This window comes from Micromonospora sp. WMMD734 (assembly GCF_049178975.1).
Taxonomy (GTDB): domain Bacteria; phylum Actinomycetota; class Actinomycetes; order Mycobacteriales; family Micromonosporaceae; genus Micromonospora; species Micromonospora wenchangensis.
On record NZ_JBMHMK010000001.1, the window covers coordinates 903,076 to 915,564 of the forward strand.

Annotated in this window: 14 protein-coding genes and 2 pseudogenes; 6 read left to right on the forward strand and 10 right to left on the reverse strand. The window is 68.2% G+C overall.

Going from position 1 to position 12,489, the window contains the following annotated elements; all coding sequences use genetic code 11:
- Positions 1-9: 9 nt before the first annotated feature.
- A complete protein-coding gene (locus tag ACN267_RS03975; protein WP_421487940.1) occupies positions 10-798 on the forward strand; it encodes an SDR family NAD(P)-dependent oxidoreductase in 789 nt (262 codons plus the stop codon).
- Between the two features lie 64 nt (positions 799-862).
- On the opposite strand, the gene ACN267_RS03980 is transcribed toward ACN267_RS03975, so the two are convergent.
- The 10 genes and pseudogenes from ACN267_RS03980 to ACN267_RS04025 form a co-directional block, all read right to left on the reverse strand.
- Positions 863-1,159, reverse strand: a complete 297-nt coding sequence (locus ACN267_RS03980; RefSeq protein WP_421487941.1) for an antibiotic biosynthesis monooxygenase family protein — start codon at positions 1,157-1,159, stop codon at positions 863-865.
- The gene (locus tag ACN267_RS03985; RefSeq protein WP_421487942.1) at positions 1,129-2,244 is read right to left on the reverse strand and encodes an alkene reductase; all 1,116 of its coding nucleotides are present in this window, start codon (positions 2,242-2,244) and stop codon (positions 1,129-1,131) included. The genes ACN267_RS03980 and ACN267_RS03985 overlap by 31 nt, the downstream gene beginning before the upstream one ends.
- 275 nt (positions 2,245-2,519) lie before the next feature.
- Positions 2,520-2,759, reverse strand: a pseudogene (locus ACN267_RS03990) (hypothetical protein); the annotation flags it as partial.
- 82 nt (positions 2,760-2,841) lie between these two features.
- Positions 2,842-4,131 (reverse strand): MDR family MFS transporter, encoded by a 1,290-nt coding sequence (locus tag ACN267_RS03995; protein ID WP_421487943.1) that lies wholly within the window; start codon positions 4,129-4,131, stop codon positions 2,842-2,844.
- Between the two features lie 34 nt (positions 4,132-4,165).
- Complete coding sequence (locus tag ACN267_RS04000) at positions 4,166-5,371, reverse strand: ATP-grasp domain-containing protein (protein ID WP_421487944.1); 1,206 nt, start codon at positions 5,369-5,371, stop codon at positions 4,166-4,168.
- A gap of 68 nt (positions 5,372-5,439) precedes the next feature.
- Positions 5,440-6,396: a cupin-like domain-containing protein gene (locus ACN267_RS04005; RefSeq protein WP_421487945.1), complete on the reverse strand. Its 957-nt coding sequence runs from the start codon at positions 6,394-6,396 to the stop codon at positions 5,440-5,442.
- Between the two features lie 13 nt (positions 6,397-6,409).
- Positions 6,410-7,150: an alpha/beta hydrolase gene (locus tag ACN267_RS04010; protein ID WP_421487946.1), complete on the reverse strand. Its 741-nt coding sequence runs from the start codon at positions 7,148-7,150 to the stop codon at positions 6,410-6,412.
- Between the two features lie 23 nt (positions 7,151-7,173).
- Positions 7,174-7,779 (reverse strand): GNAT family N-acetyltransferase, encoded by a 606-nt coding sequence (locus ACN267_RS04015; RefSeq protein ID WP_421487947.1) that lies wholly within the window; start codon positions 7,777-7,779, stop codon positions 7,174-7,176.
- A gap of 29 nt (positions 7,780-7,808) precedes the next feature.
- A complete protein-coding gene (locus ACN267_RS04020) occupies positions 7,809-9,410 on the reverse strand; it encodes an AMP-binding protein (protein ID WP_421487948.1) in 1,602 nt (533 codons plus the stop codon).
- 62 nt (positions 9,411-9,472) lie between these two features.
- Positions 9,473-10,204: pseudogene (locus ACN267_RS04025) on the reverse strand (class I tRNA ligase family protein); the annotation flags it as partial.
- A 563-nt stretch (positions 10,205-10,767) separates the two neighbouring features.
- Here ACN267_RS04025 and ACN267_RS04030 point away from each other — a divergent pair.
- The 5 genes from ACN267_RS04030 to ACN267_RS04050 all read left to right on the forward strand — a co-directional run bounded on the left by ACN267_RS04030 (position 10,768) and on the right by ACN267_RS04050 (position 12,367).
- Positions 10,768-11,061 carry a transposase gene (locus tag ACN267_RS04030; RefSeq protein WP_421487949.1) on the forward strand — a complete coding sequence of 98 codons (294 nt, stop codon included), beginning with the start codon at positions 10,768-10,770 and terminating at the stop codon, positions 11,059-11,061.
- Entirely contained in the window at positions 11,061-11,228 is a 168-nt protein-coding gene (locus tag ACN267_RS04035) for a transposase (protein ID WP_421487950.1), read from the forward strand. The genes ACN267_RS04030 and ACN267_RS04035 overlap by 1 nt, the downstream gene beginning before the upstream one ends.
- A gap of 60 nt (positions 11,229-11,288) precedes the next feature.
- On the forward strand, positions 11,289-11,417 hold the full coding sequence (locus ACN267_RS04040) for a hypothetical protein (protein ID WP_421487951.1): 129 nt from the start codon (positions 11,289-11,291) through the stop codon (positions 11,415-11,417).
- 184 nt (positions 11,418-11,601) lie between these two features.
- Entirely contained in the window at positions 11,602-11,790 is a 189-nt protein-coding gene (locus tag ACN267_RS04045) for a hypothetical protein (RefSeq protein ID WP_421487952.1), read from the forward strand.
- 145 nt (positions 11,791-11,935) lie between these two features.
- On the forward strand, positions 11,936-12,367 hold the full coding sequence (locus ACN267_RS04050) for a hypothetical protein (protein ID WP_204961641.1): 432 nt from the start codon (positions 11,936-11,938) through the stop codon (positions 12,365-12,367).
- The last annotated feature ends 122 nt before the right edge of the window (positions 12,368-12,489 follow it).

Sequence of the window (12,489 nt, forward strand, 5' to 3'; positions counted from 1 at the left end):
GACACCACGATGACGGAATCGACAACCCACGGCGCGGCCCTGGTCACCGGCGGCACGAGCGGTATCGGCCTGGCCGTGGTCGAGAGCCTGGCCGAGAGCGGCCGCGCGACCTTCTTCTGCGCCCGCGATGCCGAGCAGATCGCCACGATCACCGACAAGCTTCGCGGCCGTGGCTTGGACGTCGACGGCACCGTAGCCGACGTCCGATCCACCGACGACGTCACCCGGCTCGTCGCCGCCGCGGTGGACCGTTTCGGACCGATTACCGTGCTGGTCAACAACGCTGGCCGATCCGGCGGCGGAGTCACGGCCGACCTGGACGACGCGCTCTGGGACGACGTGCTCGCTACCAACCTCACCGCCACCTTCCGGGTGACCCGCGAAGTGCTCCGGGCCGGTGGCGTCCGGGAGCAGGGCTGGGGCCGCATCATCAACATCGCCTCCACCGCCGGAAAGCAGGGCGTTGCGCTCGCCGCTCCGTACACCGCCGCCAAGCACGGCGTGGTCGGGTTCACCAAGGCGCTCGGGTTCGAGTTGGCCGGTAGCGGGATCACCGTCAACGCGGTGTGCCCGGGCTATGTGGAGACGCCGATGGCGGTTCGGGTACGCCAGGGGTACGCCGCGCACTGGGGTGTCACCGAGGACGCGGTGCTCGAGCGGTTCCAGGCGAAGATCCCGCTCGGGCGCTACTCGACGCCGGAGGAGGTCGCCGGGTTGGTCGGTTACCTGGTCACCGATACGGCTGCCTCGATGACCGCCCAGGCCGTCAACGTCTGCGGCGGTCTGGGCAACTACTGATCATCGACCGACCACACGCGGCGGCCGCCCGGGGAAGAGCCCTGGGCGGCCGCCGCGTGTGGTGTCAGTTGGTCGCGTCGTAGCGCAGGACGGGTTCGGTCAGGTGCGGTTCACCCTTGATGATGCCCGTCAGCCGGTCCAGCCGGCTGCGGAACTCCGGCTCCTCCAGCGCCTTGCGGAAGGACTCCTCGTCCGTCCACTCGGCGATGTTGTAGTAGGTCGACGGGTCCTTCTGGGAGCGGCTCAAGACGTAACTCACCAGACCGGGGCGGGTTCGCATGTACTCGGCGACCTTGGCGTAGCGACTCTCCAGGTCCTCCGCGGCACCGATCAGCGTGAGTTTGTTGACGAAAACGACCATGGCGTCGCCTCTCCTTGCGTGATGTCGGCGGTGGGGTAGTCGAGGTAGCCCTGCCGACCGCCCTGGTAGAAGGTCGTCGGGTCGGGCCGGTTCAGGCCTGCGCCGTCGGCCAGGCGGCGCGGCAGGTCTGGGTTCGCGAGGAACTGCTTGCCGAAGGAGACCGCGTCGAACCCGGCGGTCAGCGCGTCCGCCACGACGCTCGCGGTGGCACCCGGATCGAGGTCGCCCGTGCCCGGGTTCACGATGATCGGTCCGGCCCACCCCGCCCGGACCGCCTGGACCAGGGCCGGATCGGAGCCATGGACCAGGTGCAGGTAGGCCGGATCGACAGGCCGCAGCGCGTCGAGCAGGGCCGGGTAGACGACCTCGGCATCGGGCTCGCTCATGTCGTTGAGACCGAACCCGGGGGACAGCCGTAGGCCGACCCGGTCCGCGCCGATCGCGGCGGCAACCGCCTCCAGCAGCTCCACCGCGAACCGTACCCGGTGGTGCGGGGGGCCGCCGTAACCGTCGGTGCGGCGATTCACCGTGGCGGAGAGGAATTGGTGGACCAGGTACCCGTTGGCGCCGTGCAGCTCGACGCCCTCGAAGCCGGCCGCGATCGCCGCACGGGCGCACCGGACGACGTCCTCGATCGCGTCCGTGATGTCGGCCGACGACATCTCTCTGGGCACGGGATACGGACGCGGACCGTCGTATGTCCGGGCCATGCCGGCAGCGGCCACCGGGGACGGCGCCAGCGGCTGGTGACCGTAGAGGCCGGGATGACCGATCCGCCCGGCGTGCATGATCTGCAGCACCATACGTCCGCCGGCTGCCTGCACGGCCGCGGACACCGCGGTCCAGGCCTCGGTGTCCGCAGTGGAATGCCATTGCACCCCGTACGCGTGACCGGCCGCGCGCGGAGCCGGACTGGTGGCCTCGCTGATGATGAGGCCGGCCGCAGCCCGCTGGGCGTAGTACTCGGCCACGTAGGGCAGTGGCGTCCCGCGCTGATCGGCTCGCCCTCGGCCCATCGGCGCCATCACGATCCGGCTGGGTAGCCGCAGGCGACCCAGCTGAACCGGCTCGAAAAGTGTCGGCATACTTCGATGGTCACCAGGCCCGGTCGAGAACCCGTGGAGGCCTGCTGAAGGCGTGATCTGGGAACCGTCGCCCTGCAGCAATCTATAGTCATGTACACCCGATTGGTGCACAGGAGTTACGTGCGGGGGCTCGAATCCCCCTCGGACACGTACTGTTACCCCGCAGTAATCAGCGTCAGGCGTAGCCTCGACGCTGATTTTGTTTTCGCCGGGGTTGTAGGTGAAGGCGAGTCGTAGCTCCCGGTAGACGGTGCTCTTGGCGTCGTACGCGGCAATGGTCTTGTTCGCGGCGGTGATCTCTGGTGCGACGTTGCCGGGCCCGGGGTGAACCGCTGCACCCGCCGGAAGACCGTCACGTGATCCACCTCGACACCGCGTTCGACCGGCAACTCCTCCACATCCCGGGAGGAGAGGTTGAACCGCAGATACCAGCGGACGGCCAAAACGATCACCTCAGGCGGGAACCGAAAGCCGACGAACGCCGACGGCGGCGGCCAGGACCGGAAACGAGACAGCGACCTGACCGGCCCAGCAGACCTCACCGGACAAGCCGGAGTCGATCATGTTCTCGCCCAACGCGACAGGCCCGGCCAACACCTATGGTCCGGCCTTGGTCAGCGCGCTGTTCCCCTGGCTCTGCACGTCCGCCACCGTCTCGATCCGGAACGCCTTCAGACGTCGATGACGGGGGTCGCCGGCGATCAGGATGATCGCCGCCGCGAGGAACCCGAGCAGCCCGTTGACGAGCCAGTGCACCTGGTCGTTGGCGGCGTAGAGGTAGCCACCGAGGGCCGGACCGACCGTCTGGCCGATCGTCGCGGCGATCCCCTCGGCCCCCTGGTACCGCCCCCGCAGGTGTTCCGGCGAGAGCATCCCCGGGATGGCCTGGGCCACCGGGGAGTAGATCGTCTCGGCGAGACTCCACAACACGACGGTCAGCAGCAGCGACACGTGGTCGAACGCGAAGGCGGTCAGGCCGATGCCGACGCTCTGAAGAACCATGCCGACAGCCAGGACGCGGCCGGGATGTCGATCCGCCGTCAGCTTGAGCATCGGCAGCTCGACCAGCACACAGATAGCCGCGTTGACGGCCAGCAGCACACCGTAGAAGGCGCTGCCGAGGTCCGCGTCCCGGACGTGCAGCGATAGCGTGGAGGTGCTCTGCACGTAGACGTACGTGCCGGCGACGATGGCCAGCACGTACAGCACGAGCGCACGGTCGCTGAACACGTCGCGGTAGCTGCCCGGCCGGTCCGCCTGGTCGGACCCGGTGGCATCCGTCGTGGGCCGGGTCTCGGGCAGGAGCAGGAACACCAAGAGGCCGAAGAGGGCCGAGGCAACGGTGTTGCCGACGAAGAGGTAGTTGTAGTCGAGGCCGGCCAGGATGCCACCGCACGCCGCGCCGATGGCCATCCCCGCGTTGATCGCGAGACGGTACATCCCGAACGCGGTGAGCAGTTGCTCCGGCTGGACGGAGTCTACCAGGATCGCACCGGCCGCCGGGTTGAAGAGGCGGGCGAAGAAGCCGATGACGACGCAGAGCACGACCGTCGTCCAGATGTTGGGGCTCAGTGGTACGGACAGGGTGAAGCTGGCAGCGCCGATCATCGACACGACGATGGCGGGACGGCGACCGATCCGGTCGGCCACCGTCCCGCCGACCGCGTTGCCGAAGAAGCTGCCGAGTCCGATCGCCCCCAGCGCCACCCCGGCCTGGAAGGGCGAGTAGCCCTCGTGGGTGAGGTAGAGCAGCAGGAAGACGCTGAGGAAGTTGCCTAGCTTGTTCAGGAAGACGCCGCCGCAGATCACCCATACGGGCCTGGGCAGCCCGGCGAGGCGTCGTAGCATCGAGGTGTCGTGGTCGGGCATGGCAGTGCGGGGTCCCATCTTCCTGAGTGAGCAGGCCGGTCGGGGCGTCCGATCAGGAGTCGGGGGTCACCGGCTCCCACTCGACGGCGACCCGGTCGTGCGTCGCCTCGGCGTGGGCGACCGCGTCGTCGGTGCTGTCGCCCACGCACAACGCGTAGCCCTGCCGGGACGTCGAGGACTCGAGCAACCCGAGCTCCTGGCCGGGTCGGAGCGTGCACACCAGCCGGACCACGCCCTCGTCGGCGGCGGCTTCCGCCAGGCCGTGGACGCCGGCCACCCGACCGTTCTCGAACGAGAAAAAGCGGATGGCGGCGGCCTTCGCGGCCGGTACGCGCCGGGGCATCGGCAGGCCCAGCAGGGCGATCATCGTCTCGCTCAGCAGGTCGACGCCGGTGACCAGTTCGCACATCTCCCAGATCTGGTCGCCGCCGGCCCGCGTCTGCGACTCGATGACGCGCGGGCCGGCCGCGGTGAGACGGATCTCGGTGTGCGCGGGACCGGTTCGTTGTCCGATCAGGGTGAGCAGCGCGGTGACGAGTTCCACCACCTGTTCCCGGACCGCCGGGGCGAGGCGGGCGGGCGCCTGGTGTCCAACCTCGATGAATCGCGGGAGCTCGGTGGTGACCTTCTCCGTGATCATGACGATGTCGTGCTGGCCCGCCAGCGAGAAGGACTCGACGCTGTACTCCGGCCCGTCCAGGTACTCCTCGGCCAGGATCGGTCCGGTCGTCGCCGCCGCGGCCCAGGCCCAGCCGTCGGCCAGCGCCTCGGTCGGGCCGACGACGACCACGCCCTCGCTGAGCCCCCGGTCGGAGGGCTTGAGCACCATCGGCCGCCCGTCGAGTTCCCCGAGGAAGGTCGCCGCGTCGGCCGGGCTCGCGCAGATCCGGTGGCGCACCGGGCTGAGGCCGTGTCGTTCGAGTAGATCGCGGGTCTTCTTCTTGTCCCGGGTCAGCAGTACAGCGTCGAGATTGTCGCCGGCCACGCCGAGTTCCCGGGCACATCGGGAGGCCGGCTCCAGGCCGTACTCGGTGAACGACACGACGGCGTCGAAAGGGTCGATGGAGTGCCAGGCCCGCGCCACCGCAAGCACCTCGTCGGAATCGCGGTAGTCGATCACCGCAAACCGGCGCGCACCCTGGAGGTGGCGGTCGCTGACCAACTCGGGAAGTTGGACCATCGAGTACCGCAGCCCGAGTTTCTCCACCTTGTCGATCATGAAGTCGACACCGCCGACCACCAGTACGTGCTTGGGCATTGCGGACCCCTTTCGAGGATGAACAGGAACCGTTCCGGAACCCCGCCGGCGACGGGGTTCCGGATACTCTACGGACGCAGGTTCGAAAGATCGATGTTCATTCGGTTGGCCAGGATCCGGCTCCGGGCCATCAGCACCGGAACGAGTTCCGGATGCGTTCGGCTCACCTCGTCGTAGTTGAGCAGCAGTCCGAGGAGTTCCGCCATGCGCTGGTGCATGTGCTTCTGCAGATTCTTCACGTCCAGCGCCTTCCGGCCGAGCCCGATCGAATCGGTGAGCAACTCGATCCGGTGATACCACGCGGCCGGCAGGAAGAGGAAGTCGCCCGGCCGCAGGTCGAACTGCATCAGCTCAACGTCGGGCGAGGAGCGGAATGCGGACCAGTCCGGCTCGCCGTCCGCGTTCCGTCGCAGTTCGGCGTCGGGGCTCATGATGTACCAGCGCTTCGTCCCGACGATCTGGGCGTGCATCACGTCCACCGTGTACGAGTCCTGGTGCAGCCGGGTGATCCCACCCTGCTGTCCCAACCACAGTTGGTGGTTGACGGACGCGTCGTCGCCGTACAGGTTGCGCCGGAAGTCGTACTGGGCGATGTCGAGCTCCGGCAGGTCCTCGGCCAGATCCGGGCAGGATGCCTGGTACAGCCACTCCTGGAGGTATATCGGCGAGGCGCCGGGGCCGACGTTCGTCTTCAGCAACTCGACGAACTCGGCGACCGTCGTCTCCCGGGCGCGGGCGCTGGTGTAGCTGTCCACAACGACCTTGACGGTGCCGCACCGCTCGGCCAGGTGCGCGAACGACCAGTTACGCACGGCCGGCCAGTGGCTGACGAAGCCCTCCAGCACCACCGGGCGGTTCCGGTCCCGGTAGGTGTGCACGAACTCCTCCGGGGTCACGTCCTTACGGCGCTCGACGGACGGCGCGGCGGACATGGCGTCGGCGAGCGGCCCGTCGACGAACGCGGCCTCGACGAGATTCATGCTGTCCACGTCGTACCGGCGCAGGATGTTGTCCTCGATCTGCATGTCGGGTCTCCTCTCAACTCTTCGCGGGGACGGCGGTCAGCACCCGCGACATCGCCATCAGCACGTCGTCGCGGAGTTCGTGCCGGTCCGGCAGCCACCGGTGGATGAAGTGCGCGCAGTCGTCCAGCCAGATCACGGACGTCGACCGAGCGCGCCGGGCGTGGACCAGGTACCCCTCGACGACGGTCGGGGGCACCACCTCGTCGCGTCCTCCGGCGACGATCAGCAGGTCCCCGGTGAACTGGCCGATCCCCTGGTAGGCGGGCGAGTCGGCGAAGTCGCCGGGCCGGACGGGGTTCTCGGCGTCGGGGGCGTTGGCGAGGTAGCCGTGGAAGGGGACGTCGGTGGCGTCCGCCGCGTACGCCGCCGGCGCGAAGAAGATCAGGCCACGCGGTCGCAGCGCGGGCACCGCGCAGGCCGCCAGGTGCGCCCCCATGCTGCTGCCGATCAGCACCGGGGCCTCGCCGGGATCGAGCAACCGCGCGGCGGCCAGGGCCTCGTCGAGACGACGCCGCAACGAGCCGTCGAGGTAGGTACCGGTGCTGTCCCCGTTGCCCGAGAAGTCGAACGTCACGGCGGCGTGCCCCTGTTCGGCCAGCGGGTCCAGCAGGTAACGGATCGCGTGCCGGGACGCTGTCGGACCCAGGCCGTGCAGGTGCAGGGTGTGCAGCGGGGCGCGACCCGACGGGTACACCTTCGTCGCGGTCAGTCGTTGTGCTCCGGCGGTGAACGAGACGTCTTCCGTGTCGACCATTCGGGCTCCCTTGTCGTGCGCCGTCAACCGGCGGACGTGGCGGCGTCGGCCGTGAAGTGCTCGCGGCGGACCGTCGGCCACTCGGGTCGAAGGATGCTGAAGTACACGATGTCGCGGCGGCGCCCGCCGGGCATGTAGTTGAAACTGCGGAGCACGCCCTCCTCGGTGGCACCGATCCTGGCGAGCGCGACCCGCGCCGGAGTGTTCAGGACATCGGTTTTGAACTCGACCCGCTCACAGCCGAGCACGTCGAAGGCATGGTCGAGCAGCGCCAATTTGGCGGCCCGATTGACGCCGGTGCGCCGTGCCTGCGGGCCGAGCCACGACCAACCGATCTCCAGGCGACGCTCGGCCCGGTCGAGGTTGCCGTAGGCGGTGCTGCCCACGATCTCGCTGCTTTCCCGGTCGAGGATCACAAAGACGATCCGGGTGCCGTTCAGGGTCTCCCGGATGGCGGTCTCCAAAAAGTCGTCGAGGTCCGCCGGGATACGGATCTGCGAGACGAAGTAACGCCAGGTGTCGGCGTCGTAGGCGATCCGCTCCAGGGCCGCCCGATCCGTGATCCGCACCCGGCGCAGGGTGACCCGGTCACCGGTGAGGACGGCGTCTGCCAGCGATTCCCAGCTCATCGTTGTCTCTCCAATGCGGGTGCGGTCGGCTAGCCGAACACCAGAACCGGTGGAACGGGCGGAGCCGCGTCTCCGTTGTGTTTGTCGTAAACGAGTTCGAGTTCCCGCGCGAAGCGTTCCTCGATCTGCCTCCGCTTGAGCTTGAACTGGGTGTTCAGTAGGCCGTTCCGCACCGAGAACTGTTCCGCCGCCACGATCACCGCGTGGACGCGCTGCTCCGGTCGCAGCGTCTCGTTGAGGGCCACGATCCGGTCGCTCAACACCGCGGGATCCAGGTCCGGATTCGGTGAGACGATCGCGGTGAGAAAGCGCACGGCCCGGCCGTACACGGCGCACTCGTGCACCCCGGGCAGGCCGCGCAGCAGGGTTTCGATGGGCGGGAGCAGCACGTTCGGACCTGCGCTCGGCGAGATCACGTCGTCGACCCGGCCGTGGATCCAGAGGAAGCCGTCATCGTCGACGTGGCCGAGGTCGTACGTCTTGATCTCGCCGGTGGGCAGCCAGACCTTCTGGTTGTCCCCCGGGTTGCACCAGGTGTAGCGCGTGTTCACCGGGTGGTGGCTGGCGATGACGAGTACGCCGTCCCGGTCGAACCGGATCGTCTTGTTCGGCAGCACCTGACCGACACTGCCGAGCCGGAAGGCGCCCGGATGGTTCTTGGCGACGATGCAGGTCTCGTTCAGGCCGTACCCCTCGTAGAGGGGCACCTCGGCGTCGTTGAAGAACTCGAGGGTGGCCCGGGTCGCCGGTGCCGAACCGGTCCACAGGTAGCGGATCCGGCCGCCCAGCAGGGCCTGGATGGTCTCCCGTCGCTCGGGCAGGTCGACCGGGGCTCCGCTGGCCCGGATCCGGGCCCTCAGGTCGTCGTAGAGCCGGGGCACGCCCATCACCACGGTCGGCGAGACCGCCTGCGCCATCTCGACCGCGTCCTCGTAGCCGGACAGCGCGACGTCGTGCCCGAAGACCAGCGCGGAGTAGAACCACCACCGCTGCTGGAGGAACCACAGCGGCAGCAGCACCAGGATGTTGTCACCGTCGCCGTGCCGGAACAGTTCCTGGACCTCGGAGATCGAGCTGTTGACGCTGACCGCGGTCGTCTCGATCCCCCGGGGGGTGCCGGTGCTTCCGGAGGTCTGCTTGATCTGGCAGATGTCGGCCTCGTCGTACCCGGGGAAGGCCGGAAGCTCCGGTACGTCGGTGCCGGGCGGCTCGGTCAGGGAGAGGACGGAGTCGATGTCCTGCACGGCGTCGCGGCTCGTCTCGCCCTCCGCGAAGAGCCGCCGGAGGCCGTACTTCTCGATGACCCGCTCCGGCTCGAACCGGCCCGGCTCGACGGCCACGGTGACCCCGCCGAGCTTGAGCACGGCCAGGTCGAGGAGCACCCACTCGATCCGGTTGGTCGACAGCACGCCCACCCGGTCGGCGACCCGCACGCCGGTCGCGTGCAACCGCCGGGCCAGGTTGACCGCGCGCTGGTCGAGTTCCGCCAGCGTCCATCTGGTGATCTCCGAGCCCCGACGGAAGCGGACGCTGTGCGTCTCGTCGGTGCACCGCCGCAGGGCGAGCTGGTTGATGACATCCCACGCTGGGCGGGGAATCCGGCGGTGGGCGTTGACGTCGCCGTCAGGCATGGGTGTACTCCCGCACTCTCTCGGTCGTGGGCATGGCCTGGAAATACGTCCTCGACCAACGTGTCCCGGAACTCGTGCAGCGGCAGGAGGTACCGGTCGATCCGGCCCGGCCAGGGCGGCGCGGCCGAGATCGCGGACCTCGGGTCCACGAGGTCGGCGCAGACGTTCGGCTCGCCGCACTCCTGGCAGATGTTGCCGCCGGTGGGGCTCCCGCAGGACGGGCACCCGCCGCTGACGTCAACCTCGTAGCGGTACGCGCCGGTGTCGCCGTCGAACAGCGCCGGCCCGGACGTTGCGCGGACCCGGCCCGAGGAGACCAGCCGGGAGGAGAAGTCCCGTAGTCCGGCCGCGTACCCCGGGGTGTCCTGCGTGACGGTGTACTGGTCGGGGTCGATGTCCACGAGGCGCAGCGTCTCGGCGAGCTCGGCGCTGTAGTGGGCCGCCACCTCCGCCGGGCTGCGCCCCTCACGCCGGGCGCGGCCCATCACGTAGCCGCGCCCGTTCGAGGTCTCGCCAGTAGAAGGTGGCGAGACCAGGTCGGCCGGGCCGGTGTTCTCGACGACATGCGTCTCGAAGGGCTCGAACTGCGCGACGGTCCCGGCCTCCACCGGCACCCGCCGTCCGTCCACGACCAGGACTCCGCTGCCCGAAACGATGACGAAGGTCTCGGTCTCGTCGTGCTGGTGGGCGGTGGACGTGAGCCCCGGGGCCATCCGTCCCCGGCCGGCACCCACCCCGAGCCCGGAGATCGCGCCGATGCCCACGCAGTCGTAACGCCGATACTGGCGATTCATGTTCTTGTCCCGTCATTCTTACCGTACCTGGGCACGGCATTTCACGGCCGGTCGGCGGTGCTTTTTGGGCACGACGCCGACAGTCATGAACTGATCGGTTACGAGTTTCGCCTACGCGTGTCAGCGGACAGGGAACGAGCGGCCGGAACGGCCTCAGTGTTCTCGGGATCAGTCAGAATCCGACCCCGAGCGGATAAAGGATCTTGTCACACAGTTCGGGAACGTCCCTGACGGCGGTAGGCAGCCGCCAATCTTCGACGCTGAACACGTTCTCCCCGTTTCTTTCGGCCACCGCGCCCAGCAGAGGCATTGACAGTGACTGGTAGACCAAAACCTTAACCCCCGGTCCGCAGCTCGGGCAACAGTAAATTACCTGCCAGTGTGATATGCGCCATAATTTACGAACCAAAACCCAATACTCCAGCCGCACCGGGAATGCGTAGATTTCCGTGTTTGACCTGGGTGTGGTCCGTTGGACCGGACGTTGATCCTGTCCAGGAAGGACCGCGTCATGGCAGACAGGAAGAAGGCGGTTCAGCTTCCGCAGCCGACGGGCGGCGGAGGTGGAGTTCGCGCCGCACCTGGTTGAGCGGGCCAAGGCCGACGGAGTGTCATTGGCCGGGCCGGGTGGTCTTCTCGCGGGGATCACCCGCACCGTCCTGGAGTCAGCACTCGACGCCGAACTGGATGCCCATCTGGAGGAGGCCGGTGTCGACGAGGAGTCGGGTCGGCGGGCCAATGTGCGTAACGGGCATGGGGCGAAGACGGTGCAGACCGAGGTCGGGCCGGGTCGTTCACGCCCCGGATCGTGCCCCAGCATGCCCGCCGCCTTGATGGGTTCATCGACGCCCTGGTGATGAAGATCCGCCAGGGGCAGGTCGCGAACCGGCCCGTCTATGTCGTTGTCGGTATCAGCCTCGACGGGGGACGCGACATGCTCGGTATGTGGGCCGGGACCGGCGGGGAGGGCGCCAAGCAGTGGGCCGGCTACCTCACTACACCACCAACATCATCGAGAGCCTGAACGCCCGGTTCCGGCGGGCCGCCCGCCGGCGGGGGGCACTTCCCGACCGAGCAGGCCGCGATGAAGGTCCGCTACCTCGTCGTCCAGCAGAAAGGTAAGGGCGGCGGGAGTATCACCGGCCGGGTCTACGGTTGGGTCAAGGCCCTCAACGCCCTGATCCTCGCCTACGGCGACCGGATCGTCATCTAACAACCTCGATCACACCACAGGCCCACATCCATGTAGGTGCCGGTCTCATGGTGGTCCGCGCGGATCGGCAACGCGTCTTCACGGTGACCGGCCATGCTCATTTGTCGGCGGCGGTGCGGAAGTGGTGTGAGTTGACCGCGAGTGACCGGGTGCTACTGGTGACCGGCTGCCGGTTGGTGCGTCCTTGCGAATCGACATCCGGCGGCTCGCCATCCCCGTGGTTCCGCCGGAGCAGCAGCGAGCATACGGAGAAGCCTTCCAGATGCGCGCCGATTTCCGCGCTGAGCTCAGCCGGGTTGCCACGGCGGGGAACGTCCTGGCCGGGGAGATCGGCGACGGACTCACCTCGGACGCTCTGGCCATCACGCCTTGATTACCGGAAGGTGAATTTCGCGCGGTGTCGCGCTCGCCGGTGAAGGCGGTATAGCCGCAGGTGATGGAGCTTGATCGAGGAGTTCAGCCCAACCAAGGTGGTAACCTGCCGCCCTTGTTGTTGTGAGTGCAGAAAGGACGTTCGTGTGACTGACGACCCCTCCGTGGCGGAGTCCGCCGCCAAGGTGCCGAGGCGACGCCGGTGGGTCGGCCTGTTGGTGGTGTTCCTTGTTCTGCTCGCTCTGGGTGGCGGTGGCGCGGCGGCATACTGGCAGTTCGTTGACCGGAAGGATGAGGATCCGGGGGTGACCGCGTGTCGCTCGGCGGGGTTCGTGGTGCGGGCCGCGCGGGGTGAGGTTGTTCCCGACGATGAGGTGCAGCGGGTGGGGGAGCTGTTTCAGCGTTCCACTCATGAGGATCTGAAGTCTGCGGGGGTCTTCGCGGCGGGCGCGGTACAGCGGGTGCAGAATCCTCGCGCTTCGCCGGCAACAGCGGACTTCCGGCAGTTCAACCTGGCTGCCGCAGTTCCCAGGTTGATCGCTGCCTGTGGAAACCACCAGGTCACCGTCAAGGGATAGAAGCGGAGTTGGGTGTCGCTGCGGCCAGATGCATGGTCGCAGCGACACCCAATCCGATAAGCGGCCTACGGACGGAGCCGGGTTGGCGTCCGGTACGGCCCCCCCGGCGGTGGTGCCCGCAC

Coding starts and splice junctions, on each gene's coding strand:
- ACN267_RS04040 (WP_421487951.1), top strand. CDS start 11,289: ATGAAGGTCCGCTACCTCGTCGTCCAGCAGAAAGGTAAGGGCGGCGGG.
- ACN267_RS03995 (WP_421487943.1), bottom strand. CDS start 4,131: ATGGGACCCCGCACTGCCATGCCCGACCACGACACCTCGATGCTACGA.
- ACN267_RS03985 (WP_421487942.1), bottom strand. CDS start 2,244: ATGCCGACACTTTTCGAGCCGGTTCAGCTGGGTCGCCTGCGGCTACCC.
- ACN267_RS04035 (WP_421487950.1), top strand. CDS start 11,061: ATGAAGATCCGCCAGGGGCAGGTCGCGAACCGGCCCGTCTATGTCGTT.
- ACN267_RS03980 (WP_421487941.1), bottom strand. CDS start 1,159: ATGGTCGTTTTCGTCAACAAACTCACGCTGATCGGTGCCGCGGAGGAC.
- ACN267_RS04010 (WP_421487946.1), bottom strand. CDS start 7,150: ATGGTCGACACGGAAGACGTCTCGTTCACCGCCGGAGCACAACGACTG.
- ACN267_RS04005 (WP_421487945.1), bottom strand. CDS start 6,396: ATGCAGATCGAGGACAACATCCTGCGCCGGTACGACGTGGACAGCATG.
- ACN267_RS03975 (WP_421487940.1), top strand. CDS start 10: ATGACGGAATCGACAACCCACGGCGCGGCCCTGGTCACCGGCGGCACG.
- ACN267_RS04015 (WP_421487947.1), bottom strand. CDS start 7,779: ATGAGCTGGGAATCGCTGGCAGACGCCGTCCTCACCGGTGACCGGGTC.
- ACN267_RS04020 (WP_421487948.1), bottom strand. CDS start 9,410: ATGCCTGACGGCGACGTCAACGCCCACCGCCGGATTCCCCGCCCAGCG.
- ACN267_RS04000 (WP_421487944.1), bottom strand. CDS start 5,371: ATGCCCAAGCACGTACTGGTGGTCGGCGGTGTCGACTTCATGATCGAC.